This window comes from Oceanicella sp. (genome assembly GCF_056449545.1).
Genome location: NZ_JBWOMN010000086.1, coordinates 21,652 through 47,520, shown reverse-complemented (window position 1 = coordinate 47,520; position 25,869 = coordinate 21,652). Strand labels below are relative to the sequence as shown.

Sequence of the window (25,869 nt, the reverse complement as noted above, 5' to 3'; positions counted from 1 at the left end):
TAATGTATTTCTCGCGAAATGGCGAGAGCCCGCGCGCGCTTCGCGCCGCGGGTCCGAGGGGCGCCCCCCCCCGCGGCGCGAAGCGCGTGCAGACCCGCCCCGGGCAGGCCTCCCCGAGCCAAATGCGGAAAATCAGTGGACCAGCTTGGGTCCGGTCTTGCCGCCGCCGTTGCGCGGCATGATGCCAAGGCGCGAGGCGACCTCGGAATAGGCGTCGGCGAGATTGCCCAGATCGCGCCTGAACACGTCCTTGTCGAGCTTCTCGCCCGAACGCATGTCCCACAGGCGGCACGAATCCGGGCTGATCTCGTCGGCCACCACGATGCGCTGGAAATCGCCCTCGAACACGCGCCCGCATTCGATCTTGAAATCCACCAGCCGGATGCCGACGCCCATCATCATGCCCGACACGAAATCATTGACCCGCAGCGCCAGCGCGATGATGTCGTCGATGTCCTGCTGCTGCGCCCAGTTGAAGGCGATGATGTGTTCTTCGGTGACCAGCGGATCGCCGAGCTTGTCGTCCTTGTAGCAGAACTCGATGATCGGGCGGGGCAGGGGCGTGCCCTCCTCGATGCCGAGCCGCTTGGACAGCGATCCGGCGGCGACGTTGCGCACGATGATCTCCAGCGGAAAGATCTCGCAACTGCGGATCAGCTGTTCGCGCATGTTCAGCCGGCGGATGAAATGGGTCGGCACGCCGATGGCGTTGAGCCCGGTCATGATGTGTTCGGAAATGCGGTTGTTGAGCACCCCCTTGCCATCGATCACCGCGCGCTTTTCGGCGTTGAAGGCGGTGGCGTCGTCCTTGAAATACTGGATCAGCGTGCCCGGCTCCGGCCCCTCGTAAAGGATCTTCGCCTTGCCTTCATAGACCTTTCTGCGGCGGGCCATCTGCGTCTCCGGTGAAAATGACGACAGGCGCGCCGGATCGTGCCGGGCGCGCCAGAGAGGCTGCTCTATAGGGCGAAGGGTCGCGGGCCGCAAGGATTCGCGATCGCGCGCATATATTCGCCGCCCTGCGTCTATACATGTCGGCCCGGAGTCACTAGATCAACTGGCGACGCGCAATCCCCCAGCGGAGGAAACCACATGACCACCTTCGACGAACGCGAAAACGCCTTCGAAGCCAAATACGCCCATGACGAGGAAATGCAGTTCAAGGCGCTGGCGCGCCGCAACCGGCTGCTGGGGCTGTGGGCGGCGGAGCGCATGGGCATCAAGGGCGACGAGGCCGCCGAATACGCCAGGACCGTGGTGATCTCGGATCTCGAGGAGGCCGGCGACGAGGACGTGTTCCGCAAGGTGTCCGCCGATTTCGAGGCCAAGGGCGTCTCCGTGGAGGGGCTGCGCTCGAAGATGCTGGAACTGCTGGCCGAGGCCAAGGTCCAGGTGATGAACGACGCCGGCTGATCGCGGCTTCGGGGCGCGCCCCCTGTTGATCGGGATCAAGGCGGCGGGGGCGAATGCATGCTTGAATGCCTCGTTCCTGTTCGAGAGGAGACTCCGATGTATCGCCTGTTTTCGATCATCTACGCCATGGCCGGCCCCACCATGGCCGGCATGTTCGTCACCGGCTGGCTGGTGGTCCCGGCTTTCGGCGCCGCCGTCAGCATCCTGGTCGCGGCGCTGCTTGGCGCCGCGCTCGCCATCCCCCTCGCCTGGGAGGTGACCCGCAGGATCACCGCCGACTGACCCCCGATCCGACCCGAAAACCGACCCGACCCGGCGACGCGTCCCGGCCCATGGGCTGCAGCGCCGCGCCCGCCGTCTCCTGAAACGGGCAAGCCCGTTTCACGCGAGGGTTCCCCTCGCGGCGCAGGCATGCCTGCGCGGAGACGGCTTTTCGTCGCCGCCGCCGCCCACAGGCGCCGTCGCGCGGGTCTTGACGCTCGCAAAGGCGGCGGGCGATCAGGCGTCACGCCGGCGGCGGGCGATCAGGTGTCACGCCGGCGGCGGGCGATCAGGTGTCGCCGAACACCCGGGCGAAAATCGTGTCCACCTGCCTGGTGTGGTAGGCGAGATCGAAATTTTCCTCGATCTCGGCGTCGCTCAGCGCCGCCGACACCTCCGGATCGGCCTTCAATTCAGCCATGAAATCCGCGCCGTCTTCCCAGACCTTCATGGCGTTGCGCTGCACCAGCCGGTAGGCGTCCTCGCGGCTCACGCCCTTCTGGGTCAGCGCCAGCAGCACCCGCTGCGAATGGATCAGGCCGCGAAACCTGTTCATGTTGTCGAGCATGTTCTGCGGATAGACCAGCAGCTTGTCGATCACCCCGGTCAGGCGGGCCAGCGCGAAATCCAGCGTCACCGTGGCGTCCGGCCCGATCATCCGCTCGACCGAGGAATGGGAGATGTCGCGCTCATGCCAGAGCGCCACGTTCTCCATCGCCGGCATGGCGAAGCCGCGCACCAGCCGGGCCAGCCCCGTGAGGTTTTCGGTCAGGATCGGGTTGCGCTTGTGGGGCATGGCCGACGACCCCTTCTGCCCGGGCGAAAAACACTCCTCGGCCTCCAGCACCTCGGTGCGCTGAAGGTGGCGGATCTCGGTGGCGATGCGCTCCACCGAACTGGCGACGACGCCCAGCGCGCAGAAGAACGCCGCGTGGCGGTCGCGTGGGATCACCTGCGTGGATATGGGCTCCACCTCCAGCCCCATCTGCGCGGCCACATGGGCCTCGACGGCCGGATCGATATTGGCGAAGGTGCCCACGGCGCCGGAAATGGCGCAGGTGGCGATTTCGCGCCGCGCGACGACCAGACGGGCGCGGTTGCGCGCCATTTCCGCATGGGCCTGGGCCATCTTCAGCCCGAAGGTCACCGGCTCGGCATGAATGCCGTGGGAGCGGCCGATGGTCACCGTGTCCTTGTGTTCGAAGGCGCGGCGCCTGAGCGCGGCGAGCAGCGCGTCCATGTCGGCGATCAGGATATCGGCGGCGCGGGCGAGCTGCACGCTGAAACAGGTGTCCAGAATGTCCGACGAGGTCATGCCCTGATGCACGAAACGCGCCTGCTCGCCCACATGCTCGGCCAGATGGGTGAGGAAGGCGATGACGTCGTGCTTCACCTCGCGCTCGATCTCGTCGATGCGGGCCACGTCGAATTCCACGTCGCGCGCTTTCCAGACCGCTTCTGCGGCTTCCTTCGGGATCACGCCGAGTTCGGCCTGCGCGTCGCAGGCATGGGCCTCGATCTCGAACCAGATGCGGAATTTGGATTCCGGGGTCCAGATGGCGGCCATCTCGGGGCGGGAATAGCGGGGGATCATCGGCGCGTCCTCATGCTTGCAGCGAAGCCTGGCCGCGAGGTAGCAAGCGGGTCCCGCCGATGCAAGCGAGCGCGGCGCCGCAAGCGGCGTCTGCCCGGCGCGCCAGCGGCGAAATTCGGGCGCGACGCCCGCCATCCCCCAAAATGCGCAGCATTTTGCTCGGGCTTGCCCGAGGCGCAGGCCCGCCTGCGCGGGGATGGCTCGACCCGCGCCCGGGGCCGGCGTTTCGGGCGCCGGCGGGGTCAGGACTCCAGCGCGGCCTTCAGCAGGGTGCGGGCGTAGTCGGTCTGCGGGGAGTCGAACACCGCGTCGCCGTCGCCCTGTTCCACGATGTCGCCGGCCCGCATCACCACCACCTTGTGGCTCATGGCCCGCACCACCCGCAGGTCGTGACTGATGAACAGATAGGCCAGCCCGTGCGATTTCTGCAGGTCGCGCAGCAGATCGACGATCTGCACCTGCACGGTCATGTCGAGCGCCGAGGTCGGTTCGTCCAGCACCAGCAGCCTGGGCTTCAGGATCATCGCCCTTGCGATGGCGATGCGCTGGCGCTGGCCGCCGGAGAATTCATGGGGGTAGCGGTCCATCAGGTCGGGGTCGAGCCCGACCTCGGCCAGCGTCTCGGCCACCGCCGCGCGCGGCTCGCGCCCGTCGCGCAGACCGTGCACGCCCAGCCCCTCGGCGACGATGCGCTCGATCGACATGCGCGGGGACAGCGAGCCGAACGGGTCCTGGAACACCATCTGCATCTCGCGCCGGATCGGGGCCAGCTGGCTGGATTTCAGGCCCTGGATGTCGCGCCCCAGAAAGGTGATCGGACCCTGCGAGGAGATCAGCCGCATGATCGCCAGCGCCAGCGTGGTCTTGCCCGAGCCGCTTTCGCCGACGATGCCCAGGGTTTCGCCGGCGCGCACGGATATGGCGGCGTCGTTCACCGCCTTCACATGGCCCGTGACCTTGCGCATCAGCCCGCGGCGCACCGGAAACCAGACCCGCAGCCCGTCGGTGCGCAGGATCTCGGCCCCGTCCGCGGGCGCCGGGTCGGGGCGGCCCGTCGGTTCGGCGGCCAGCAGCATCCGGGTGTAGGGATGCGCGGGGGCGGCGAACAGGGCGGCGGCGGTCTTGGCCTCGACGATCTCGCCGTCCTTCATCACGCAGACCTTGTCGGCGATGCGCCGCACGATGCCCAGATCATGGGTGATGAACAGCATGGCGAGGCCCTCGTCGCGCTGCAGCTGCCTGAGCAGGTCGAGGATCTGGGCCTGGATGGTCACGTCGAGCGCCGTGGTCGGTTCGTCGGCCACCAGCAGGTCGGGGCCGTTGTGCAGCGCCATTGAGATAAACAACCGCTGGCGCTGGCCGCCGGACAGCTGGTGCGGGTAGTCGGCGAGCCGGCTTTCGGCGTCGCGGATGCCCACCTTGTCGAGCAGTTCCAGAATCCGCGGCCGCGCCGCCGCGCCGCGCACGCCCTGATGCAGCGCCAGGCTCTCGCCAAGCTGCTTTTCGATCGTGTGCAGCGGGTTCAGCGAGGTCATCGGTTCCTGGAAGATGAAGCTGATGTCGTTGCCGCGCACCCGGCGCAGGTCGCGTTCCGGGGCGCCGACCATCTCGGTCCCCGCGTAGCGCACGGACCCGGTGACGACGGCGCTGTCGGGCAGCAGCGACACGGTGGAAAGCGCGGTCACGGATTTGCCCGAGCCGCTCTCGCCCACCAGCGCCAGGGTTTCGCCGCGGCGGATGTCGAAGCTCACATGGCGCACGGCGCTGGTGTCGCCGTCATGGCCGCGAAAGCGCACGCACAGGTCGCGGACCTGCAGCAGGGCGTCGTCGTCGCCGGTCATCGGAAGGTCTTTCGCGGGTCGAAGGCGTCGCGCACGGCCTCGAACACGAAGACCAGCAGGGACAGCATGATGGCGAAGGTGAAGAAGGCGGTGAAGCCGAGCCAGGGCGCCTGCAGGTTGTTCTTGCCCTGCAGCGCCAGATCGCCCAGCGACGGGTAGCTGACCGGCAGGCCGAAGCCGATGAAATCCAGCGTCGCCAGCGTCGAGATCGACCCGGTGAGGATGAAGGGCAGCATGGTCAGGGTCGCCACCATGGCGTTGGGCAGCAGATGGCGGAACATGATGGTCCAGTCGCCGACCCCGAGCGCGCGCGCCGCGCGGACGTATTCGAAATTGCGCGCCCGCAGGAATTCGGCGCGCACCACGCCCACCAGCGCGGTCCAGCCGAACAGCGCCAGCAGGATCAGCATCGACCAGATGGTGGGGGTGATGATGGCGGCGATGATCATGATCAGGAACAGCACCGGGGTGGAGGACCAGATTTCCTCGACCCGCTGGAACACCAGATCCACCCAGCCGCCGAAATAGCCCTGCGCCGCCCCCGCCAGCACGCCGAGCGCCGAGCTGAGCGCGGTCAGCGCCAGCCCGAACAGCACCGAGATGCGAAACCCGTAGATCACCCTTGCCAGCACGTCGCGGGCCTGGTCGTCGGTGCCGAGCCAGTTGACGGAATCCGGCGGCGAGGGGGCGCGCGCCACGTTGTAGTTGATGGTGTTGTAGGAAAACGGGATCAGCGGCCAGACCACCGAGCCGGGGGTCGCGCCGGCGACCGGCTCGCCGGCCTTGATCTTCGCGGACAGGCCCTCGGGGTCGTCGAAGCAGTCTTCGAGCCCGCCGGTGAGGATCAGGCATTGCACCTCGACGGAGCGGAAATCGGCCGCGGTTTCGAAATCGCCGCCAAAGGCGGTCTCGGGGAGAAATTCGAAGATCGGGAACGAGGTCTCGCCGCGATAGGTCACCCAGAGCGGCTTGTCATTGGCGACGAATTCCGCGAACAGCGAAATCGTCAGCAGCGCGAGGAACAGCCACAGGGACCAGAATCCGCGCTTGTTGGCGCAAAAGCTGTCCCATCGGCGGCGCTGGAGCGTGTCGAGCCTGATCATGTCTGGCGGGTTTCGAAATCGATGCGCGGGTCGATCCACACATAGGTGAGGTCGGAGATCAGCTTGACCGCCATGCCCATCAGGGAAAACAGGAACAGGGTGCCGAACACCACCGGATAGTCGCGGTTGACGATGCTTTCGAACCCGAGCAGGCCGAGCCCGTCCAGCGAGAACACGATCTCGATGACGAAGGAGCCGGTGAAGAAGATCGAGATGATCGCCCCGGGAAACCCGGCCACCACGATCAGCATGGCGTTGCGGAACACGTGGCCGTAGAGCACGGCGCGTTCGGTCAGGCCCTTGGCGCGGGCGGTGACCACGTATTGCTTCTTGATCTCGTCAAGAAAGGAATTCTTGGTCAGCAGGGTCAGGGTGGCGAAGCCCGAGATCGCCATGGCCAGCACCGGCAGGACGATGTGCCAGAGGTAGTCGGGGGCCACCACGGTCGCGCATCGGACCAGTTCGAAGCCTTCGTTGAGCCGCCAGGACGGCAGGAAGCCGAACATCCAGCCGGTGAAGTCGAGCGGCGCGCAGACCCCCGCCTGCAACCCGTCCGACAGCAGCCCGCGCAGCGGGAACCACTGGAAATAGCTGCCGCCGGCGAAGAAGATCAGCAGCATCACCGCGAACAGGAAGCCGGGGATGGCGTAGCCGATCACGATCACCCCGGAGGTCCAGGCGTCGAATCGCGAACCGTCGCGCACCGCCTTGCGGATGCCCAGCGGGATCGAGACCATGTAGGCCAGCAGCGTGGTCCAGAGCCCCAGCGAGATCGACACCGGCATCTTTTCGAGGATCAGGTCGATGACCGAGATGGAGCGAAAATAGCTTTCGCCGAAATCGAAGCGCAGGTAGTTCCAGATCATGCCGAGGAAGCGTTCTAGGGGGGGCTTGTCGAAGCCGAACTGGCGGCGCAGGTCCTCGATGAAATCCGGGTCGAGCCCCTGGGAGCCCTTGTACTGGCTGTCCGCCCCGGCCCCCTGGGCGCCGCTGGCGACGCCGCCCCCCGCATCGCCGCCGCCGCCGCCGGTGAAGCGGTCGGTGGCGCTGGAGGCGTCGGTGAGCTGGGCGATGATCTGTTCCACCGGCCCGCCGGGGGCGAACTGGATGACCGCGAAATTCAGCAGCATGATCCCCAGCAGGGTGGGGATCATCAGCAGCACGCGGCGGAGGATGTAGGGCGCCATTCAGCGACGACCCCCGGGACGGGCCCCGGCGGGAATGCGGGCGGCGGTCACAGGGCGCCCTCGGCTTCGAGCTTCGCGGCTTTTTGCGCGTCCCACCACCAGAGCCCGAGCACGCCGCGCGCATAGGGCGGCTTTTTCGCCGGGCGGCCGAACACGTCCCAATAGGCGATGGTGTGGCTGCCCTTGTACCAGTTGGGGGTCCAGATATGCATGGCGCGCAGGGTCCGGTCGAGCGCCCGCGCGGCGGTGAGCAGTTCATCCCGGGTCCTGGCGCTGACCAGATGGTTGATGAGCGCGTCCACCGCCTTGCTGGACACGCCGGCGAGGTTCGGGGTGCTGGGCTGGTCGACGCTGACCGAGCCGAACAGGTTGTAGAGTTCCGGCCCCGGGGTCAGGGACATGACGAAGCGGCCGGGGACGATGTCGTAGTCGAATTCCTTCTGGCGCGCCTGATACTGGGCCTGATCGACGATGCGCAGGCTGGCGTCGATGCCCATCTTGCGCAGGTTGGCCACGAAGGGCCCGATGATGCGCTGGAAGGTGGGGCTGTCGTCGAGGAATTCGATGGTCAGGGTCTTGCCCTCGGCGTTGCGGCGCATGCCGTCGACGATCTTCCAGCCGGCCGCGTCAAGCAGCTTCATGGCCCGGCGCAGCAGCTTGCGGTCGGACCCCGAGCCGTTGGAGACCGGGGGCGAATACGCCTCGTCGGTGAGCACCCCGGGGGGCAGGTCGGCGGCGAGCGGTTCGAGCAGCGCCAGTTCGGCGGGCGAGGGCTTTCCCTTGGCCTCCAGCGGCGAGTTTTCAAAGAAGCTGTCGGTGCGCTTGTAGAGCCCGTAGAACAGCTTTTCGTTGGACCATTCGAAATCGAAGCCGAGGCTGATGGCCTCGCGCACCCGGGGGTCCTTGAACTGGTCGCGGCGCATGTTGAACCAGAAGCCCTGGGTGCCCGAGGGGCGGCCGTCGGGCAGCGTTTCGCGCTTCACCCAGCCTTTTTCGATGGCGGGGAAATCATAGCCGGTGGCCCAGATCTTGGAAAAGAATTCCTCCTGAAACAGAAAGCCGCCGCCCTTGAAGGCTTCGAAGGCGGCGGTGGAATCCTTGAAATATTCATAGCGGATGCGGTCGAAATTGCCCGTGCCGACGTTCACCGGCAGGTCCTTGCCCCAGTAGTCGTCGCGGCGGCGGTAGGTGATGGAGCGCCCGGGCTTGGCGTCCTCGACGATGTATTGCCCGGAGCCGAGGATCGGTTCCAGCGAGGATTCGGCGAAGTCGCGGGTGGACCACCATGCCTTGGACATCACCGGCAGGCCGCCGGCGAAGGCGGGCAGGTCGCGGGTCGGCTTGCCCGGGGTGAAGGCGAATCTGATGCGGTAGGGGTCGAGCACCTCGACCGAGGCGATGTCGCGCATGCGCAGGCGGATGCCGGGGGCGCCCTTGTCGCGCAGAATCTCATAGGTGAATTTGACATCTTCGGCGGTGAGCTTGGATCCGTCGGAAAACCGCGCCTCGGGGCGCAGGTTGAAGATGACCCAGGAGCGGTCGGCGGGGTATTCGATCGTGCTGGCGATCAGCCCGTAGGCGCTGTCCGCCTCGTCCGCCGAGCCGGCGAGCAGGCTGTCGAAGGTGGCGCCGAGCCCCTGCGCCGGCTCCCCCTTGAGGATGTAGGGGTTGAGGCTGTCGAAGGTGCCCGAGGCCCCGGTGCCCCGCCCCGACCACAGCCCGCCCTTGGGCGCGTCGGGGTTGACGTAGTCGAAATGCGGGAAATCGGCGGGGTAGCGCAGGTCGCCGAAGCTTGAAATGCCATGGGCGACGGTGACGTCGTCGCCCTGCGCCATGGCGGCGGGGGCGAAGAACGCCAGCAGGGCGGCGGCGATTGCGCCGCGCGCGGCGCCGGGAAGCGAGAACGATCGGCGGCGGGTCGTCGGGCGGCCTGTCATGCGGTGTCTCCGGTTGCGGCGGCGCGTGGGCGTCGCTTCAAATCGATAAGATGCGACGGGGCCGGTTTCAAGGCGCATGGCGCAAGCGTGACCGCGGGTCGGCATGATATGAACGTCAACTTAACGCATGGCCATTGCCAGACGAGACTTGCGCGGCGCCCAAATCGGCCTATGATAAACGGGGTATTAATTCGCTGCCGAGCGTTTCGACCGGTTTTCCGAAATTTTAATCGCGGGGCGCTGCATGAGCTCCTATTCACGCGCCGGCTTTCTGCCGAATTTTCTGCCCGACGCCGACGCCATACCTTCCGACGATCCCTCGGCGCAGGCGATGTTCGCCTTGGCGGCGCTGCGGGACCTGAGCGAAAGCGGCAAGCTTTCGGGCTGCATGGAGCGTTTCGCGACGCTGCTGGAGAGCCTGGGCTATTCCGGCTTCGTGTTCGGGGCGCTGTTTCGCGAGGGCGAGGAGATCTGCTGCGAGTCGGTGGCCATGCGCGGCGCGCTGACCCCGGTCACCGAATGCCACATGCATGCGGGGCTGCTGGACGGCGATCCGATCGCCAACCGCGCCTATCGCGACAGCAAGCCGTTCACCTGGGCCGAATACTACCGCAACCCCGACAGCGACGAGGGCGGCGACAAGCGGCGCGAGGTGATCGACAACCTGCTGTCCCACGGGGTGACCTGCGGCGCCACCATCCCCACCGCGTCCCCCGGGTCGATGTTTCGCGCCTATCTGTCGGTGTCGGGCCCGGCGGGGATGACCTCGGAGGCGTTTGAATCGCAATTCTGGCGCACCGCCTGGCTGGCGCGCATCGCGGCGGTGCTGTTGAAGGATCTGACGGTGCAGGACGTGATCTCCAGCCGGGTGTCGCGGCTGACCCCGAGCGAGATCGCGGTGATGAACGCGCTGGCCAAGGGGCTGCGGCCGCAAAAGATCGCCGAGCAGTTCGGCAAGTCGGAAAAGACCATCCGCAACCAGATCACCTCGGCCAAGGCGCGGCTGGGCGCGCGCACCCGCGATCAGGCGCTGAGCTACGCGTTGGGCTTTGGGCTGATCGACCCCTGAGCGAGCGCCCCTGCGGGGGCGCCGGGCCCCGGCGGGGCGACGAGTGTCAGGCGAACAAAAGAAACCGGCCGCGCCCTGGGCGCGGCCGGTTTTTCATTGCCGCGTGCGGCGGGGCTATTCGCTGAAGGTTTGCAGATAGGCCACCAGATTGGCGCGGTCCTGGGGTTTCTTCAGCCCGGCGAAGGTCATCTTGGTGCCCGGCGCGAAGGCCTTCGGCTTGGTCAGGAAGGCGTCGAGATTCTCGGGGGTCCAGTCCTCGCCCTTGCCGGCGATGGCGTCGGAATAGCCAAAGCCCTCGATCGCGCCCATGGGCCGCCCGACCACGCCGTTCAGATGCGGCCCGGTGGCGTCGGCGCCGGTGAGCTTGTGGCAGGCCTTGCACTTGCCGAAGGTCTTTGCGCCCTTGGCCGGATCCGCTTGGGCGAGCAGGTCGGCGAAGGCGACTTCCTCGGGCGCGGCGGCGTCGCCGGCGTTTTCCTCGACCTCGACCGCATAGGCGTAGGCGTGCTCCTCGTCGGATTCGGGGCCAAAGAAAATCAGTTCGGCGAAGAAAGTCGCGCCGAGATACACAAGCAGCGCGCCCACGGCGGCGCCGACGATCTTGTTGATTTCCATCGAGTCCATGACTGGCGGGCCCTCATCTGTTCCAACGGCGGGGTGCGCCCCCGCAGGTCTGGCTAGGCTTTTAGCCGCTTCCCGTTCTCGCCTGCAAGTCGTATAAGCGCGACCGATTGACGAAACCTGATCCTGCGGGGCGCCGGGACCACGCCCCGCCCGTCCGGCTTTCGAACGCAAGGGGCGACCGCCGCCATGACCAAGACCGAGAAAATCGCCTTCCAGGGCGAACCGGGCGCCTATTCGCACATGGCCTGCGTCGAGGCGCGCCCCGACATGACGCCGCTGCCCTGCAAGACCTTCGAGGGGGTGTTCGCGGCGGTGAAGTCGGGGGAGGCCAGGCTCGCCATGCTGCCGGTGGAGAATTCCACCTATGGGCGGGTGGCGGACATCCATTCGCTGCTGCCCGAATCCGGGCTGTTCATCATCGACGAGACCTTCGTGCCGGTGCGCATCCAGCTGCTGGGGGTGCCCGGCGCGACGCTGGAGCAGATCAAGACCGCCCAGAGCCACACGGTGCTGCTGGGCCAGTGCCGGGATTTCCTGAAGCGGCGCGGCATCAAGCCGGTGACCGGGGCGGACACCGCCGGGTCGGCGATGCAGGTCGCCGCCGAGGGCGACAGGTCGCGCGCGGCGCTGGCCTCGGAACTGGCGGGCCAGATCCACGGGCTGGAGGCGCTGGCCGACGACATCCAGGACAATTCCCACAACGCCACGCGGTTTCTGATCGCCTCGCGCCAGCGCATCGAGGCGGAGCCGGGGACGCCGCGGGTGCTCACCACCTTCGTGTTCCAGGTGCGCAACGTGCCCGCCGCGCTTTACAAGGCCATGGGCGGTTTCGCCACCAACGGCGTCAACATGGTCAAGCTGGAAAGCTACATGGTCAACGGGTCGTTCACCGCGACCCAGTTCTACGCCGATATCGAGGGCCACCCGGACGACCGGTCGGTGCAGCTGGCGATGGACGAGCTGGGGTTCTTCACCTCCAGCATCAAGATTCTGGGCGTGTATCCGGCGCATCCCTATCGCGAGCAGATCGGCTGAGGCCGGCGCGCCGTCAGTCGGGGCGGGCGAGGCGGCGTTCGCGGCGGAAGGCGTAGTAGCCGGCGGCGACCACCACCGCGGCGCCCGACAGCGAGGCGGCGTCGGGGATCTCGTCGAACACCGCCACGCCGATGACCAGCGCCAGCAGCAGGATCAGGTAGCGGAACGGCGCCACGAAGCCGATGTCGCCGCTGCGCATGGCCATGATGATGAACAGGTAGCCGATGACGATGCAGAGCGCCGCGACCCCGAGCGCGGCGAGCGCGCGGCCGCTGACCGGGCGCCAGTCCAGGGTCGCCGCCGCGAGGCCGCTCATGACCGCGATCACGCCCGAGGCGACCAGCGCCGCGAACAGCGACGGCATCGCCGGGGACAGGCGGCGGGTGGCCAGATCGCGCAGGGTCATGAACCCCACCGCCGCCAGCGCCCAAAGCGCGTAGGCGTCGAAGGCCTCGGCCCCCGGGCGCACGATGGCCAGCACCCCGGCGAACCCCGCGAGGATCGCCGACCAGCGCCGCCAGCCGACGGCTTCGCGCAGGAACAGGGCCGCGGCGAGGGTGATGGCCAGCGGCATCGCCTGCAGGATCGCGGTGGCGTTGGCGATGGGCATGTGGAACAGCGCGTTGAGGTAGCAGATCGTGCCGCCGAGTTCGCCCGGCGAGCGCCAGCCCGGCACCCGCAGGTCGCGGCGCGAGGGCCGGGTCAGCGCCTCGCGCCGCCAGGCCAGCAGCCCCAGCAGCAGCGTCGCCGCCAGCCCGCGCAGGAACACCGCCTGAAACAGCGGCAGCTCCGTCGAGACCAGCTTGATCAGCGTGTCATTGGCGACGAACCCGGCCATGGACAGGGCCATCAACCCCGCCCCGCGCATGTTCTGCGCCGGCGTGCTTGCGGGGCTGTCCGTCAATCCGGGCGCCGTTTCAAGACGGGCCGCCCAGGATCGGGGGAAGGCGGTCGCTCCAGCGGGTCGCGGCCTCATGCCCGGCGGCGAATTGCAGCGCCAGGCGGTCGTTTCGGGGCGGGGCGATCAGCTGCATGCCCATGGGCAGGCCGGCGGCGTTGAAGCCGACGGGAATGTTGATCGACGGGCAGGCGGACAGGGATCCGGGGATGACGACCTCCATCCAGCGGTGGTAGGTGTCCATCTTTCGCCCGGCGATCTCGCTGGGCCAGTGGGTGTCGATGTCAAACGGAAACGCCTGCGCCGAGGGCAGGGCCAGCGCGTCGAAATCCTCGAACAGGCCGATCAGGCAGCGATGCCAGTCGGAGCGGTCCGCCGAGGCGCGGTGGATGTCGAGCGCGCTGGCGGCGAGACCCCGCTCGGCCTCCCACAGGGCCTCGGGCTTCAGTTCGGCGCGTTTTCCGGGGTCCGCCAGCAGCGGCGCGAACTTGCCGCCGATGGCGAACTGGCGCAGGGCGAGCCAGGAGGTCCAGAGCCGCTCGGGGTCGAAATCCGGGGTCAGGTCGGTGACGATGCAGCCGAGGGATTCGAACATGCGCAGGGCCTCGCGGCACAGCGGCTCGATGCCGTTTTCCATGGCGTAGCGGCCCTGCCAGTCGCCGATCCAGCCGATTTTCAGCCCCTTGAGATCGCGATCCAGCCCGGCGGCGAAGCTTTCGCCCGGCGCGGGCAGGGCCAGCGGCGCGCCGGGATGCGGGCCGGAGAGCGTGTCGAGCAGCAGCGCCACGTCCTTCACGCTGCGCCCCATGGGGCCCTCGGTGGCGAGCTGGTTCATGTAGAGTTCGGGCGCGCCGGCGTTGGGCACGCGGCCCCAGCTGGGCCGCAGCCCGTAGACGTTGTTGAAGGCGCCCGGGTTGCGCAGCGAGCCCATCATGTCGCTGCCGTCGGCGATGGGGACCATGCGCAGCGCCAGCGCCGCCGCCGCGCCGCCGGACGAGCCGCCCGCGGTGCGCGTCGGGTCGTAGGCGCAGCCGGTGGCGCCGTGCACGCGGTTGTAGCTTTGCGAGCCGTAGCCGAATTCCGGGGTGTTGGTCTTGCCGATGACGATGGCCCCGGCGGATTTGATGCGCGCCACCATCAGGTTGTCGGAGTCGGGGATGAAATCGGCGAACAGGGGGGATCCGTAGGTGGTGCGCAGGCCGGCGGTTTCGGCGAGATCCTTGATCGCGATGGGCATGCCGTGCAGCCAGCCGCGCCGGTCGCCGCGCGCCAGCGCCGCGTCGGCGTCGCTTGCCTCGGCCATGAGGGCGTCGTCGTCGCGCAGCGAGATGACGGCGTTGAAGGCGGGGTTGAGGCGGGCGATCTGGGCGAGATGCGCGGCCATGACCTCGGCGCAGGACATTTCGCGCGCGGCGATCCGGCGCGAGATTTCGTGGGCCGGCAGGGCGGTGACGGCGTCCGGCGCCTGGGGGGCCGGGGGCGGGGGGTTGGTCATGGGGCGGCTCCTGGCGCGGGCATGCGGTGGGGCGCGCAGCTTCGGGCCGGATCATGCGCGCAGTCAAGGGGCGCCGGGAGAGGGCGTGCGGGGGGCGCCGGGTTGGCGGCGCCAGGATGGGGACGCGGCCTGCGGAAGAGGGGCGGGGGGGCGCCTCGAATGCGCTTGGACTCCGGCGCAAACCCTGCTTGGATGCGCGGGACAGCAGCCACCCCGCCCCAGGAGCGCCGCGCCATGAACGCTCGCATGAAGCCGCCCGTCCGCCCCGAGGATTCGACCGACGCGAAATCCGGCGCGACGGCGCGGCTGCCCTCGACCTGCCCGCATGACTGCCCCTCGACCTGCGCGCTTGACGTGGAGGTGATCGACGGGCGGCGCATCGGGCGGGTGCGCGGGGCGAAGTCGCAGGACTACACCGCCGGGGTGGTCTGCGCCAAGGTGGCGCGCTACGCCGAGCGCATCCACCATCCCGACCGGGTCACCCATCCGCTGCGCCGGGTCGGGCCCAAGGGCGCCGGGCGCTTCGAGCGGATCGGCTGGGACGAGGCGCTGGACGAGATCGCGGCGCGCTTCGACGCCGCCGAGGCCGCCCATGGCGCCGAGGCGGTGTGGCCGTATTTCTTCGCCGGGACCATGGGGCTGCTGATGCGCGACGGCATCCACCGGCTGCGCCACGCCAAGGGGTATTCGGGGCAGCATTCGTCGATCTGCTCGGTGATCTCCAACACCGGGTTCAGCGCCGGGACCGGCAAGGTGGCCGGGGTCGACCCGCGCGAGATGCGCGAATCGGACTGCGTGGTGATCTGGGGCACCAACCCGGTGCACACGCAGGTCAACCTGATGCAGCACGCGCTGGCCGCCCGCAAGGCGCGGGGCGCCAGGATCGTGGTCATCGACATCTACCGCAACGCCACCGTGGCGCAGGCCGACATGCCGCTGGTGCTGCGCCCGGGCACGGACGGGGCGCTGGCCTGCGCGGCGATGCATGTGGCGTTTCGCGACGGATACGCCGATCGCGACTACATGGCCCGCTACACCGATGCGCCCGAGGCGCTGGAGGCGCATCTGGCGCGCCGCGACCCGGCATGGGCGGCGGCGATCACCGGGCTGTCGGTGACCGAGATCGAGGATTTCGCGGCGCTGGTCTGCGGCACCGCGCGCACGTTCTTCCGGCTGGGCTACGGCATGACCCGTCAGCGCAACGGCGCGGTGAACATGCATGCGGCGCTGTGCATCCCGGCGGTCACCGGCGCCTGGCGGCATCGCGGCGGCGGCGCCTTTCACAACAATGGCGGCATCTATCACTGGGACAAGACGCTGATCGAGGGGCTGGATCTGCGCGACCCCGGGGTGCGCGTGCTGGACCAGTCCCAGATCGGCCGGGTGCTGACCGGCGACGCCGAGGCGCTGCGCCGCGGCCCGCCGGTCACCGCGCTGCTGATCCAGAACACCAACCCGGTGTCGGTGGCGCCCGAACAGGACCTGGTGCGCCGGGGATTCGCGCGCGAGGATCTGTTCACCGCGGTGCACGAACAGTTCATGACCGAGACCGCGCAATGGGCCGACATCGTGCTGCCGGCGACGCAGTTTCTGGAACATGACGACCTGTATCAGGGGGGCGGACATCAATACGTGTCCTTCGGCGGCAAGCTGATCGAGCCGCCGGGGGAATGCCGGTCCAACCACGACATGCTGTGCGATCTGGCGCGCCGGCTCGGGGCCGCGCATCCGGGGTTCGAGATGAGCGCGCGCGAGGTGATCGACCGCACGCTCGCGGCCTCGGGGCATGGCGACCTGGCGGCGCTGGAATCGGTGAACTGGATGGATGTGCAGCCGGACTGGCGCGCGGCGCATTTCCTTGACGGCTTCGCGTTTCCCGACGGCAAGTTTCGCTTCAGGCCGGACTGGCCGAACACCCCGTTTCCCAATGCCGGGCCGGTGGGGCCCTGGGCGGAGATGCCCGAACTGCCCGACCACTGGGCGGTGATCGAGGATGCGGATTGCGAATGTCCGTTCCGGCTCGCCACCAGCCCGGCGCGGCATTTCCTGAATTCGACGTTCACCGAGACCCCGGGCTCGCTGCGCCGCGAGAAGGGGCCGGCGCTGATGATCCACCCGGCGGACGCGGCGGCGCTGGGGCTGGAGGAGGGCGACGCGCTGGCCATGGGCAACGCGCGCGGCGAAATCCGCCTGACGGCGACGCTGTTCGACGGGGTCAGGCGCGGCGTGGTGATCGCCGAGAGCATCTGGCCCAACCACGCCCATGCGGGCGGCAAGGGGATCAACACCCTGACCGGCGCCGACCCGGTGGCGCCCTATGGCGGGGCGGCGTTTCATGACGCGAAGGTGTGGTTGAAGCCGGTCTGAAGCCAGGTTCGCTCCGGGTTGGGGATCGGGCGCCGCCGGGGGTTGGATTTCGGCTTGCGCCGGGGGGCGGATTTCGGCTTGCGCCGGGGGGTTGGATTTCGGCTTGCGCCGGGGGCGGATGGCGCCGATGGTGGGCGGGATGTCGCATGGTCGCGCCGCCGCGCGGTCCCGGATCGGGTCCGGGACGCGGCGGCGCCCGAAAAATCCGCCGGAGACCCGTGCCATGACCGCCCTGCACCGCCGCCCCTGGGTTCCCGCGCCGAGCGAGGCGCTGGTGTCGCGCATCGCCGCCGCCGCCGCCGCGAGCGACAGCGCCGCGCTGGCCGATCGCGTCGCGGCGCTGGCGGCGCGCAGCCGCGAGATCCACGAACGCGACTGCTTCAACCTCAACCCCGCGACCAACGTGATGAATCCGCGCGCCGAGGCGCTGCTGGCCTCGGGCATCGGCGGCCGCCCGTCGCTGGGCTATCCCGGCGACAAATACGAAACCGGGCTGGAGGCGATCGAGGAGATCGAGGTGATCGCCGCGGAGCTGTGCGCCGAGGTTTTCGGCGCGCGCTATGCGGAGATCCGCGTCGCCTCGGGGGCGATGTGCAACCTTTACGCCTTCATGGCGACCTGCCGGCCCGGAGACGCGATCATCGCGCCGCCGGCCGCGATCGGCGGCCATGTCACCCATCACGCCGCCGGCTGCGCCGGGCTTTACGGGCTTGAAATCCACCCGGCGCCGGTGGATGCGGACGGCTACAGCGTCGATCTCGACGCCTTGCGCGCGCTGGCGCGGCGGGTGGGGCCGAAGCTGATCACCATCGGCGGCAGTCTCAACCTGTTTGCGCATCCGGTGGCGGAGATCCGCGCCATCGCCGACGAGGTCGGGGCGCTGCTGCTGTTCGACGCCGCGCATCAATGCGGGATCATCGCCGGAGGCGCCTGGCCGGATCCGCTGGCCCAAGGCGCGCATCTGATGACCATGAGCACCTACAAGAGCCTCGGCGGCCCGGCGGGCGGGCTGATCGTCAGCAATGACGCGGATCTGGCGCAACGGCTCGACGCCATCGCGTTTCCGGGCATGACGGCGAATTTCGACGCGGCGAAATCGGCGGCGCTGGCGGTGAGCATGCTGGACTGGCGCGAACATGGCGCGGCCTATGCGGCGGCGATGGTCGCGACGGCGAAGGCCTTCGCCGAGGCGCTGGCGGGGGCGGGGCTGCCCGTGTTCGCGGCGGCGCGGGGGTTCACCCGGTCGCATCAGTTCGCGCTGGAGGCGGCGCGCTGGGGCGGCGGTCAGGCGGCCTCGAAAAAGCTGCGCAAGGCGGGGTTTCTGGCCTGCGGCATCGGGCTGCCCGTCGCGCCGGCGCCGGGCGACATGAACGGGCTGCGCTTCGGCACGCCGGAACTGGTGCGCTGGGGGATGGGGCCGGAGGACATGCCGGGGCTCGCCGATCTGGTGGCCCGGGCGCTTGGGTCGGACGCGCCGGAGACGCTGGCGGCGGAGACGGCGGCGCTGCGCGCGGGATTTTCCGAGATGCGCTACGTGATCGCCTGAGGGGCGGCGGACTCAGGCGCCTTTGGCGAACCGGCGGTCACGCCGGCGCGGCGATTCGCGGGCGCAGCGGCAGGCGGGATGCGCGACGCAGCCGCCGGGCCGCGCCGGGCGGCGGAGCAACCCTCAATCGACGGGATGCGCGGGGGCCTTGCCCGAGGGGGCGGCGTAGGGGCGGGTGACGTCTTCGAGGGTCATGGAGAGGCATTCGACATCCACGGCGATCTCGCCGTCGCCCGACAGCACGATGCGCACCACGCCCTCGGCGTCCTCGCCCGGTTCGAAAGCGATGCTCAGCACGCTCAGCACCTGGTCGGGATCGGCGGGGGACAGGCCCGCGGCGCGCACCGCGCCCGCGTTCTCGATCATCAGCACCGCGCGCACGCGTTCATAGGGGCGCTTGCCGGACTCGGCCCGGTCGCGGTCTTCCCAGCGGAAACGGTTGAGAAACAGCGCGAAACGGCGGCGGCCCCTCAGCCAGGCGGCGTCGCCGCTGCGCCCGACGGCGTCCTGCAGCAAGGCGGAGATCACCTCGACGTCGCCCGGGGTCTCGGCCAGCAGCCGCAGCGGAGACTCGCCGCCCGATTCGAATGTCGCGTCAGTCATGCCGGTCTCCGCCTGGGCCTCGCCATCGATCCACTGAGATAGGCCGGGGGGAGGGGGCGGCGCAAGGTCCATCGCGGCGGCGGGGCGCGCGGCGGGCGGTCAGCCGGCCTGCGGGGGGGCGGGGTCGTCGTCGGATTCCTGCGCCGCCGCGGGGTCGGAAAGGCGTTCGATATGGGCGCCGCAGGCGGACAGCTTTTCCTCCACCCGCTCATAGCCGCGATCCAGGTGATAGACCCGGCTGACCACGGTTTCGCCCTCCGCCGCCAGCCCGGCGAGGATCAGGCTGACCGAGGCGCGCAGGTCGGTGGCCATCACCGGCGCGCCGCGCAGCTTGTCAACGCCGGCGACGGTGGCGACGCCGCCATGCACGTCGATCCGCGCGCCCATGCGCATCAGTTCCGGCGCGTGCATGAAGCGGTTTTCGAAGATGCGTTCTTCCAGCACGCTTTGCCCGTCGGCCAGCGTCAGCAGCGCCATGAGCTGGGCCTGCAGGTCGGTGGGAAAGCCGGGGAAGGGTTCGGTGATCACGTGCAGCGGCTTCACCCGGCCGTTGCGGCGGCGCACCTTGAGGCCGCGGGGCGTGTCCTCGACCGCGATGTCGGCCGCTTCGAGCTTGTCGCAGAGCGCGGCGACCAGGTGGCGGGCGCCGCCGATCAGCTCCACCTCGCCGCCGGTGATGGCGGGGGCGAGCATGTAGGTGCCAAGCTCGATGCGATCGGCGATCACCGGGTGGGTGGCGCCGTGCAGGGCGTCGACGCCCTCGACGATGATCTCGCCGGTCCCGGCCCCCTCGATTCGCGCCCCCATGGCGTTGAGGCATGCGGCGAGGTCGATGATTTCCGGTTCGCGCGCGGCGTTGCGGATCACCGTCGCGCCGCGCGCCAGGGTCGCCGCCATCAGCAGGTTTTCCGTGGCTCCGACCGAGACCACGGGGAAATCGACCACCGCGCCTTTCAGCCCGGAGGTGGCGGCGTGCACATAGCCGTCGCGCAGGTCGAGCCTTGCGCCCAGGGCCTCCAGCGCCATGAGGTGCAGATCCACCGGGCGGGCGCCGATGGCGCAGCCGCCGGGCAGCGAAACCACGGCGTGGCCGTCGCGCGCCAGCATCGGCCCGAGCACCAGGATCGAGGCGCGGAACTTGCGCACGATCTCGTAATCCGCCTTGTGGTTGGCGATGCGTTCGGCGCCGATGACCAGCACCCGGCCCTGCTGCAGGGCGGCGACCTCGCAGCCCAGCGAGGCGAGCAGGTCGGTCATGGTGGCGATGTCGGCGAGGCGCGGCGCGTTGGTCAGCGTCAGCGGCTCGTGGGTGAGCAGGGCGGCCGGCATCAGCGTCAGGCAGGCGTTCTTTGCCCCGCTGATGGGGATTTCCCCGTGAAGCGGCGCGCCGCCCTGAATAACGATCCTGTCCATCCGCCGCCTCTTTCGGTTTTATTGGTTTTCGGGTTTCTCCCGCCGCGGTCGGTCTAGCGTTGAAACCGGGGCGGTTCAATGACCGGGGCGCGGCGATGCGGGGCGGTTTCGGGGCGCGCGGGGGGCGGTTTCGCGCAGAGGGAGAGAGAGAGAGGGGGGGGTCAGCCGGCGTCTTCGTCGCTGTCCGGCGCGGGGGCGGGGTTTGCGTCGGGCCTTGCGCGGGGTTTTGCGTCGGGCGTCGGGTCAGGCGTTGCGTCGGGCGTTGCGTCGGGCGTTGCGTCGGGGGCTGGGGCGGCGGTTGCGTCGGGCGTCGCGTCCGCCGCCCGCCGGGCCCGCCCCTGATCCTTGCGCCGCCGCAGATTGGCGCGCAGGGCCTCGGCCATGCGTTTCGCCTTGGCTTGGGCCCGGGCGTCGGTCGCGGGCTTTTGGTCATTGCTCATGCGCCTTGCATAGCTTTCGCGGCGGCAAGGGTCCAGATAGGTCTTGCGCTTGCCGCCCGATCCGGTAAAAGCCCGTTTCAACGCCGCAGTAGCTCAGAGGTAGAGCACTCCCTTGGTAAGGGAGAGGTCGAGAGTTCAATTCTCTCCTGCGGCACCATCCATCTGATATCTAAAAGAAAAACCTGGTCGGAGCCTCGCTCGCAATGCGTATTCGCGCGCGGTCCGCCGACCGGCGGCCTTGACGGCGTCGGAAAGGCTTTTGACGGCGCTTGCGGCAATCCCCTTGCCGGGACTGTCAACCACCACCCGATCCCGCCCGAACAGGCGCTCGTTCAGTTGCCGCTTCAACTCTTGTCGATCATTCAGAAAAAATTCTTCTGTTCCCCTGGGCGCCGCCCCAAATCGTAGTGGTTCAAAAATCGACCTCTCAATTCCTGCCAAGTCATTGATAAAATGGTGAGCCGTGCAGGATTCGAACCTGCGACCCGCTGATTAAAAGTCAGCTGCTCTACCAACTGAGCTAACGGCCCATCTCATCTTCGCGGCGGCGCGGAAGCCGCTGGTCCCGGCAGCCGAAAACCCGAGCGGGGCGGGCGGTTGCGGGGCGTGGATCGGGGCGCGCCTTTCCTGCGAAGCCGCCGGCGGGGCGACGCGTCCGACCGTGGCGGTGTCTAAGCGGGCCGCCGGGAATGGTCAAGAGGATTTCTCTCCGGTCACTGGACCTTGCGGCGCCGGCGCGGGTATACAGCCGCTCATGACCGAACAGCGCGCATATTCCGGGTTGCCGTTTCGCAAGATGCACGGGCTTGGCAATGATTTCGTGGTGATCGACGGGCGCGGGGGCGGGCCGTCGGTGACGCCGGCCCTGGCGCGCGCGCTTGGCGATCGCCACAGGGGCGTCGGCTTTGACCAGATCGCCGAGATCCGCGACCCGGGCGCCTCCGACGAGGCCGCGCGGGTGATCTTCTGGAACCCCGACGGCGGCGTCGCCGGCGCCTGCGGCAACGCCACGCGCTGCGTCGCCGACCTGCTGATGCGCGGGACCGGGGCCAGGACCATCCGTCTGCGCACGGCGCGCGGGGTGCTGGCCTGCGCGCGCCGCGCCGACGGGCTGATCTCGGTGAACATGGGGGCGCCGGAGCTTGACTGGCGCGACATCCCCCTTGCCGGCCCCGAAGACACGGCGCGGCTGTCCATCGACGGGGCGCCGGGGGCGGTCGGCATGGGCAACCCCCATTGCGTGTTCTTCGTCGATGAGTCCGGGGCCGCGCCTGTCGAGACCCTCGGCCCCGCCATCGAGCGCCACGCGCTGTTCCCGGAGGGAACCAATGTGGAATTCGTGCAGATCCTCGCCCGCGACCGCCTGCGCATGCGGGTCTGGGAGCGGGGCGCGGGGGTGACGCTGGCCTGCGGTTCGGGGGCCTGCGCGGCGGTGGCGGCGGCGGCGCGGCGCGGGTTGTGCGAGCGCCGCGCGGTGGTGGAGCTGGACGGCGGCGCGCTGGACATCGACTGGCGCGGGGACGGGGTGCACATGGCCGGGCCGGTGGCCTACGTGTTCGAGGGCGCGCTGTCGGCGGATTTCGTCGCGCGGGCGCTGGGGGAGAACGCCGCATGACCCGGCCCGCATCCGACGCGCCGGTCTTCGCCACCTTCGGCTGCCGCCTCAACGCCTACGAGACCGAGGCGATGAAGGAGCTCGCCGCCGACGCCGCCGGTCAGGGCGACGGTCTGCGCGGCGCGGTGATCGTCAACACCTGCGCGGTGACCGCCGAGGCGGTGCGCCAGGCGCGCCAGCAGATCAGGAAGCTGCGCCGCGAGCATCCGGGCGCGACGCTGATCGTCACCGGATGCGCGGCGCAGACCGAACCCCGGACCTTCGCCGCCATGCCCGAGGTCGATCGGGTGATCGGCAACCTTGAAAAGATGCGCGCCGGCGTCTGGGGCGATCTGGCGGCGGGCGATCCGGGGCCCCCCGACCTGATCGGCGAGACCGAGAAGATAAAGGTCGACGACATCATGGCCGCGACCGAGACCGCCGGCCACCTGATCGACGGGTTCGGGACCCGCGCTCGCGCCTATGTGCAGGTGCAGAACGGCTGCGACCATCGCTGCACCTTCTGCATCATTCCCTATGGGCGGGGCAATTCGCGCTCGGTGCCCGCGGGGGTCGTGGTCGAACAGATCCGCCGGCTGGCGGGCAGGGGCTATCGCGAGGTGGTGCTGACCGGGGTCGACATGACCAGCTGGGGCGCGGATCTGCCGGGCAAGCCGCCGCTGGGCGATCTGGTGCAGCGGATCCTGCGGCTGGTCCCGGATCTGGCGCGGCTGCGCATATCGTCGATCGATTCCATCGAGGCGGACCCGGCGCTGATCGACGCCATCGCCGGTTCGCCCCGGCTGATGCCGCATTTGCATCTCAGCCTGCAGGCCGGCGACGACATGATCCTGAAGCGCATGAAGCGGCGGCATCTGCGCGACGACGCCATCCGGTTTTGCGAGGACATGCGCCGCGCCCGCCCCGACATCGTGTTCGGCGCCGACATCATCGCCGGGTTTCCGACCGAAACCGAGGCGATGTTCGAGAATTCGCTGAAGCTGGTGGCGGAATGCGGGCTCACCTGGCTGCACGTGTTTCCCTACAGCGCCCGCGCCGGCACCCCTGCCGCGCGCATGCCGCAGGTGGATCGCGCCGAGGTCAAGGCGCGCGCCGCGCGGCTGCGCGACGCGGGCGACGCGGCGCGCGCCGCCTATCTGGCGGCGCAGCGGGGCCGGGTGCAGTCGGTGCTGACGGAAAAGCCGCGCCTTGGCCGCACCGAGGGCTTCGCCGAGGTGCTGCTGGCGGCGGATCGCCCGGTGGGCGAGATTTCGCAGGCGCGGATACTGGGCGTCGAGGGGGCGCGGCTTCGCGCCGCCTGAGTCGGGTGTTGCAACAAGGCAGGACCGTTTCCATGTGGGGTTCAACCAAGTCCTGAACCTTTTCCATCGATGCCGACGCGCGGCGCGCGGGCCGCGTTGCGGCGCCGGGCAAGGCCAGGGATCTCCAACCGCTTTGCGCCCGCCCGTGCGGCGCGCGCCAGACAAGGATTGAACAGATGAACGCCAACCCTGAAAACGACCCGCTTGACGCCGCCCTGCCGCAGGAGATGCGCGCCGCCATCGCGCGCAACTGGAAATGGCTGCTGGCGCTGGGCGCGCTGCTGATCTTCATGGGCGTGCTTGCGGTGGCGGCGCCGTTGCTGTCCTCGATCGCGGTCAGCATCTGGATCGGGGCCGCTTTCCTGGTCGCGGGCGCCGGGCAGATCATCCAGACCTTTCAGGCCAAGGGCTGGGAAAAGGGCCTCGGCCATGTGCTGATCGGTCTGGTCTACGCGCTGGGCGGATTGCTGATCCTGTTTCAGCCGCTGGCCGGGCTGGTGGCGTTTTCGCTGATCGTGGTGGCCTCGCTGCTGGTGTCGGGCGCCATGCGCATCGTCGCCGGGCTGCGCATGCGCCCGCGCGAGGGCTGGGGCTGGCTGGTCTTCGCCGGCGTGGTTGCGCTGATCGCCGGCGCGTTGATCTTCGTCAGCTTCCCGGGCTCGGCGCTGTGGCTGCTGGGGACCATCGCCGGCATCTCGTTCATGATCGAGGGCTGGGCGCTGGTGTCCGTGGCGCTGGCGGCGCGCGACAAGGCCTGAGCCGCGACGGATCCGCCCCCAGCGCCCCCGCCCCCTGCGCCCGCGCCCCTGCGCCCTCGCGCCTTGTCGGCGCGCGGGGCGGGGGCGGGGCGGGGGCGGGGTCTTTTCTCCGCCCGTCGCGCCCTGTATGTGACGGGGGTCCAGCGAGCGCGGAGCCAGCGATGTCCTTCTTCAACAAACTGAAATCCCGCCTGTTCCGGTCCTCCTCGAAGATCGAGCAGGGGCTGGAGGCGATTCTGGACGAGGGCGACGCGCCGGAGGCCCCGCCTGAATCGAACCCAAAACCGATCCCCGCACCGATCCCCGCACCGATCCCCGCACCGACGCCCGAACCAATCCCCGAACCGGGGCCCGCACGAACGCCCGAACCGACGCCCGAACCGATCCCCGAACCGGGGCCTGATGCCGTCGCGGCCCCTGGGTCCCGACCGGCGCCCGCGCCCGGCGAAAAGCGCCCCGGCCTGCTGGGCCGCCTGCTCGGCGCCCGGGCGGGGGGCGAAAAGCGCCGCGCGCTCGACGATTCCATGCTGGAATCGCTTGAAGAACTGCTGATCACCGCCGACATGGGCGTGGAAACCGCCATGCGGGTCTGCGCCAACATGGCCGAAGGGCGGTTCGGCAGGAAGCTTGCCGCCAGCGAGATCAAGGCGCTGCTGGCCGCGGAGATCGCCGCCATTCTCGAACCCGTCGCCCGGCCGCTGCCGCTGGGCGCGCAGCGCCCGCAGGTGGTGCTGGTGGTGGGGGTGAACGGGTCCGGCAAGACCACCACCATCGGCAAGCTCGCGGCGCAGTTCAAGGCGGCGGGCAAATCGGTGGTGATCGCCGCCGGCGACACGTTTCGCGCCGCCGCCGTGGAACAGCTCCAGATCTGGGGGGAGCGCGCCGGGGCGCCGGTGCTGACCGCGCCCGAGGGCTCGGACCCCGCCTCGCTGGCCTATGACGCCATGACCAGGGCCGAGGCCGACGGCGCCGATCTGCTGCTGATCGACACCGCCGGGCGGCTGCAGAACCGCGCCGACCTGATGGCGGAACTGGAAAAGATCGTGCGGGTGATCCGCAAGAAGGACCCTTCGGCGCCGCACAACACGCTGCTGGTGCTGGACGCGACCACCGGTCAGAACGCGCTCAACCAGGTGGAGGTCTTCCAGAAGATATCCGACGTGTCGGGGCTGGTGATGACCAAGCTCGACGGCACCGCCAAGGGCGGCGTGCTGGTGGCGCTGGCGGATCGTTTCGGTCTGCCGATCCACGCCATCGGCGTCGGCGAGGGCATCGACGATCTCGCGCCCTTCGATCCTCAGGACTTCGCGCGCGCCCTCACCGGCGCCGATGGCTAGGCGCGACCGCGCCAATCCGGGCCCGATCGCCC

General features: G+C 69.3%; 23 protein-coding genes and 2 tRNA genes. 11 read left to right on the top strand and 14 right to left on the bottom strand.

What is annotated here, in order from left to right; translation table 11 throughout:
- Window positions 1-132: 132 nt before the first annotated feature.
- Complete coding sequence (gene purC, locus AC1HC7_RS12040; RefSeq protein WP_479497890.1) at window positions 133-894, bottom strand: phosphoribosylaminoimidazolesuccinocarboxamide synthase; 762 nt, start codon at window positions 892-894, stop codon at window positions 133-135.
- A gap of 198 nt (window positions 895-1,092) precedes the next feature.
- Here purC and AC1HC7_RS12035 point away from each other — a divergent pair, with 198 nt between their 5' ends.
- Together AC1HC7_RS12035 and AC1HC7_RS12030 are read left to right on the top strand one after the other, a co-directional pair.
- Window positions 1,093-1,413, top strand: a complete 321-nt coding sequence (locus AC1HC7_RS12035) for a DUF1476 domain-containing protein (RefSeq protein WP_479497891.1) — start codon at window positions 1,093-1,095, stop codon at window positions 1,411-1,413.
- A 96-nt stretch (window positions 1,414-1,509) separates the two neighbouring features.
- A complete protein-coding gene (locus tag AC1HC7_RS12030; RefSeq protein ID WP_479497892.1) occupies window positions 1,510-1,695 on the top strand; it encodes a CTP synthetase in 186 nt (61 codons plus the stop codon).
- A gap of 268 nt (window positions 1,696-1,963) precedes the next feature.
- Here AC1HC7_RS12030 and purB read toward each other — a convergent pair whose 3' ends face one another.
- From purB to AC1HC7_RS12005, 5 genes are all read right to left on the bottom strand, one after another.
- Window positions 1,964-3,268, bottom strand: a complete 1,305-nt coding sequence (purB, locus tag AC1HC7_RS12025) for an adenylosuccinate lyase (protein WP_479497893.1) — start codon at window positions 3,266-3,268, stop codon at window positions 1,964-1,966.
- A 242-nt stretch (window positions 3,269-3,510) separates the two neighbouring features.
- Complete coding sequence (locus AC1HC7_RS12020) at window positions 3,511-5,109, bottom strand: ABC transporter ATP-binding protein (protein ID WP_479499049.1); 1,599 nt, start codon at window positions 5,107-5,109, stop codon at window positions 3,511-3,513.
- Window positions 5,106-6,209, bottom strand: a complete 1,104-nt coding sequence (locus tag AC1HC7_RS12015; protein WP_479497957.1) for an ABC transporter permease — start codon at window positions 6,207-6,209, stop codon at window positions 5,106-5,108. Before AC1HC7_RS12015 ends, AC1HC7_RS12020 begins: the two co-directional genes overlap by 4 nt.
- The gene (locus AC1HC7_RS12010) at window positions 6,209-7,399 is read right to left on the bottom strand and encodes a microcin C ABC transporter permease YejB (protein WP_479497895.1); all 1,191 of its coding nucleotides are present in this window, start codon (window positions 7,397-7,399) and stop codon (window positions 6,209-6,211) included. Before AC1HC7_RS12010 ends, AC1HC7_RS12015 begins: the two co-directional genes overlap by 1 nt.
- A gap of 47 nt (window positions 7,400-7,446) precedes the next feature.
- Window positions 7,447-9,336, bottom strand: a complete 1,890-nt coding sequence (locus AC1HC7_RS12005; protein ID WP_479497896.1) for an extracellular solute-binding protein — start codon at window positions 9,334-9,336, stop codon at window positions 7,447-7,449.
- Between the two features lie 244 nt (window positions 9,337-9,580).
- Here AC1HC7_RS12005 and AC1HC7_RS12000 point away from each other — a divergent pair, with 244 nt between their 5' ends.
- Entirely contained in the window at window positions 9,581-10,405 is an 825-nt protein-coding gene (locus AC1HC7_RS12000) for a helix-turn-helix transcriptional regulator (protein WP_479497897.1), read from the top strand.
- Between the two features lie 114 nt (window positions 10,406-10,519).
- Here AC1HC7_RS12000 and AC1HC7_RS11995 read toward each other — a convergent pair whose 3' ends face one another.
- Window positions 10,520-11,029: a c-type cytochrome gene (locus AC1HC7_RS11995; RefSeq protein WP_479497898.1), complete on the bottom strand. Its 510-nt coding sequence runs from the start codon at window positions 11,027-11,029 to the stop codon at window positions 10,520-10,522.
- A gap of 186 nt (window positions 11,030-11,215) precedes the next feature.
- Here AC1HC7_RS11995 and AC1HC7_RS11990 point away from each other — a divergent pair, with 186 nt between their 5' ends.
- Complete coding sequence (locus tag AC1HC7_RS11990; RefSeq protein ID WP_479497899.1) at window positions 11,216-12,064, top strand: prephenate dehydratase; 849 nt, start codon at window positions 11,216-11,218, stop codon at window positions 12,062-12,064.
- A 13-nt stretch (window positions 12,065-12,077) separates the two neighbouring features.
- Here the strand turns inward: AC1HC7_RS11990 and AC1HC7_RS11985 are convergent, their stop codons facing one another.
- A complete protein-coding gene (locus AC1HC7_RS11985; protein ID WP_479497900.1) occupies window positions 12,078-12,968 on the bottom strand; it encodes a DMT family transporter in 891 nt (296 codons plus the stop codon).
- Window positions 12,969-12,981: 13 nt separating this feature from the next.
- On the bottom strand, window positions 12,982-14,457 hold the full coding sequence (locus AC1HC7_RS11980) for an amidase (RefSeq protein ID WP_479499048.1): 1,476 nt from the start codon (window positions 14,455-14,457) through the stop codon (window positions 12,982-12,984).
- Between the two features lie 234 nt (window positions 14,458-14,691).
- On the opposite strand from AC1HC7_RS11980, the gene AC1HC7_RS11975 reads away from it, so the two are divergent.
- Window positions 14,692-16,824 (top strand): molybdopterin oxidoreductase family protein, encoded by a 2,133-nt coding sequence (locus tag AC1HC7_RS11975; RefSeq protein ID WP_479497902.1) that lies wholly within the window; start codon window positions 14,692-14,694, stop codon window positions 16,822-16,824.
- A 223-nt stretch (window positions 16,825-17,047) separates the two neighbouring features.
- Window positions 17,048-18,370, top strand: coding sequence for an aminotransferase class I/II-fold pyridoxal phosphate-dependent enzyme (locus AC1HC7_RS11970; protein ID WP_479497903.1), 1,323 nt, complete (start codon window positions 17,048-17,050; stop codon window positions 18,368-18,370).
- 123 nt (window positions 18,371-18,493) lie between these two features.
- On the opposite strand, the gene AC1HC7_RS11965 is transcribed toward AC1HC7_RS11970, so the two are convergent.
- The 3 genes from AC1HC7_RS11965 to AC1HC7_RS11955 all read right to left on the bottom strand — a co-directional run bounded on the left by AC1HC7_RS11965 (window position 18,494) and on the right by AC1HC7_RS11955 (window position 20,907).
- Window positions 18,494-18,973, bottom strand: a complete 480-nt coding sequence (locus AC1HC7_RS11965) for a DUF2948 family protein (protein WP_479497904.1) — start codon at window positions 18,971-18,973, stop codon at window positions 18,494-18,496.
- Window positions 18,974-19,072: 99 nt separating this feature from the next.
- Entirely contained in the window at window positions 19,073-20,386 is a 1,314-nt protein-coding gene (gene murA / locus AC1HC7_RS11960; RefSeq protein WP_479497905.1) for a UDP-N-acetylglucosamine 1-carboxyvinyltransferase, read from the bottom strand.
- A gap of 161 nt (window positions 20,387-20,547) precedes the next feature.
- Window positions 20,548-20,907, bottom strand: coding sequence for a hypothetical protein (locus tag AC1HC7_RS11955; RefSeq protein ID WP_479497906.1), 360 nt, complete (start codon window positions 20,905-20,907; stop codon window positions 20,548-20,550).
- A 1-nt stretch (window position 20,908) separates the two neighbouring features.
- Between AC1HC7_RS11955 and AC1HC7_RS11950 the strand changes: the two genes are divergently transcribed.
- Window positions 20,909-20,983: transfer RNA gene (locus AC1HC7_RS11950), tRNA-Thr, on the top strand.
- On the opposite strand, the gene AC1HC7_RS11945 is transcribed toward AC1HC7_RS11950, so the two are convergent.
- Both AC1HC7_RS11945 and AC1HC7_RS11940 read right to left on the bottom strand, forming a co-directional pair.
- Window positions 20,962-21,174 (bottom strand): hypothetical protein, encoded by a 213-nt coding sequence (locus AC1HC7_RS11945; protein ID WP_479497907.1) that lies wholly within the window; start codon window positions 21,172-21,174, stop codon window positions 20,962-20,964. The two genes, AC1HC7_RS11950 and AC1HC7_RS11945, sit on opposite strands and share 22 nt — an antisense overlap.
- A 106-nt stretch (window positions 21,175-21,280) precedes the next feature.
- A tRNA-Lys gene (locus AC1HC7_RS11940) sits at window positions 21,281-21,356 on the bottom strand.
- 224 nt (window positions 21,357-21,580) lie between these two features.
- Between AC1HC7_RS11940 and dapF the strand changes: the two genes are divergently transcribed.
- The 4 genes from dapF (at window position 21,581) to ftsY (ending at window position 25,837) form a co-directional block, all read left to right on the top strand.
- A complete protein-coding gene (gene dapF / locus AC1HC7_RS11935; RefSeq protein WP_479497908.1) occupies window positions 21,581-22,441 on the top strand; it encodes a diaminopimelate epimerase in 861 nt (286 codons plus the stop codon).
- Complete coding sequence (mtaB, locus tag AC1HC7_RS11930; protein WP_479497909.1) at window positions 22,438-23,742, top strand: tRNA (N(6)-L-threonylcarbamoyladenosine(37)-C(2))-methylthiotransferase MtaB; 1,305 nt, start codon at window positions 22,438-22,440, stop codon at window positions 23,740-23,742. Before dapF ends, mtaB begins: the two co-directional genes overlap by 4 nt.
- Window positions 23,743-23,918: 176 nt before the next feature.
- Window positions 23,919-24,500 carry an HdeD family acid-resistance protein gene (locus AC1HC7_RS11925; protein ID WP_479497910.1) on the top strand — a complete coding sequence of 194 codons (582 nt, stop codon included), beginning with the start codon at window positions 23,919-23,921 and terminating at the stop codon, window positions 24,498-24,500.
- Window positions 24,501-24,661: 161 nt separating this feature from the next.
- Window positions 24,662-25,837: a signal recognition particle-docking protein FtsY gene (gene ftsY, locus AC1HC7_RS11920; RefSeq protein WP_479497911.1), complete on the top strand. Its 1,176-nt coding sequence runs from the start codon at window positions 24,662-24,664 to the stop codon at window positions 25,835-25,837.
- The last annotated feature ends 32 nt before the right edge of the window (window positions 25,838-25,869 follow it).

Coding starts and splice junctions, on each gene's coding strand:
- purC (WP_479497890.1), bottom strand. CDS start 894: ATGGCCCGCCGCAGAAAGGTCTATGAAGGCAAGGCGAAGATCCTTTAC.
- AC1HC7_RS12035 (WP_479497891.1), top strand. CDS start 1,093: ATGACCACCTTCGACGAACGCGAAAACGCCTTCGAAGCCAAATACGCC.
- AC1HC7_RS12030 (WP_479497892.1), top strand. CDS start 1,510: ATGTATCGCCTGTTTTCGATCATCTACGCCATGGCCGGCCCCACCATG.
- purB (WP_479497893.1), bottom strand. CDS start 3,268: ATGATCCCCCGCTATTCCCGCCCCGAGATGGCCGCCATCTGGACCCCG.
- AC1HC7_RS12020 (WP_479499049.1), bottom strand. CDS start 5,109: ATGACCGGCGACGACGACGCCCTGCTGCAGGTCCGCGACCTGTGCGTG.
- AC1HC7_RS12010 (WP_479497895.1), bottom strand. CDS start 7,399: ATGGCGCCCTACATCCTCCGCCGCGTGCTGCTGATGATCCCCACCCTG.
- AC1HC7_RS12005 (WP_479497896.1), bottom strand. CDS start 9,336: ATGACAGGCCGCCCGACGACCCGCCGCCGATCGTTCTCGCTTCCCGGC.
- AC1HC7_RS12000 (WP_479497897.1), top strand. CDS start 9,581: ATGAGCTCCTATTCACGCGCCGGCTTTCTGCCGAATTTTCTGCCCGAC.
- AC1HC7_RS11995 (WP_479497898.1), bottom strand. CDS start 11,029: ATGGACTCGATGGAAATCAACAAGATCGTCGGCGCCGCCGTGGGCGCG.
- AC1HC7_RS11990 (WP_479497899.1), top strand. CDS start 11,216: ATGACCAAGACCGAGAAAATCGCCTTCCAGGGCGAACCGGGCGCCTAT.
- AC1HC7_RS11980 (WP_479499048.1), bottom strand. CDS start 14,457: ATGACCAACCCCCCGCCCCCGGCCCCCCAGGCGCCGGACGCCGTCACC.
- AC1HC7_RS11975 (WP_479497902.1), top strand. CDS start 14,692: ATGAACGCTCGCATGAAGCCGCCCGTCCGCCCCGAGGATTCGACCGAC.
- AC1HC7_RS11970 (WP_479497903.1), top strand. CDS start 17,048: ATGACCGCCCTGCACCGCCGCCCCTGGGTTCCCGCGCCGAGCGAGGCG.
- AC1HC7_RS11965 (WP_479497904.1), bottom strand. CDS start 18,973: ATGACTGACGCGACATTCGAATCGGGCGGCGAGTCTCCGCTGCGGCTG.
- murA (WP_479497905.1), bottom strand. CDS start 20,386: ATGGACAGGATCGTTATTCAGGGCGGCGCGCCGCTTCACGGGGAAATC.
- dapF (WP_479497908.1), top strand. CDS start 21,581: ATGACCGAACAGCGCGCATATTCCGGGTTGCCGTTTCGCAAGATGCAC.
- mtaB (WP_479497909.1), top strand. CDS start 22,438: ATGACCCGGCCCGCATCCGACGCGCCGGTCTTCGCCACCTTCGGCTGC.
- AC1HC7_RS11925 (WP_479497910.1), top strand. CDS start 23,919: ATGAACGCCAACCCTGAAAACGACCCGCTTGACGCCGCCCTGCCGCAG.
- ftsY (WP_479497911.1), top strand. CDS start 24,662: ATGTCCTTCTTCAACAAACTGAAATCCCGCCTGTTCCGGTCCTCCTCG.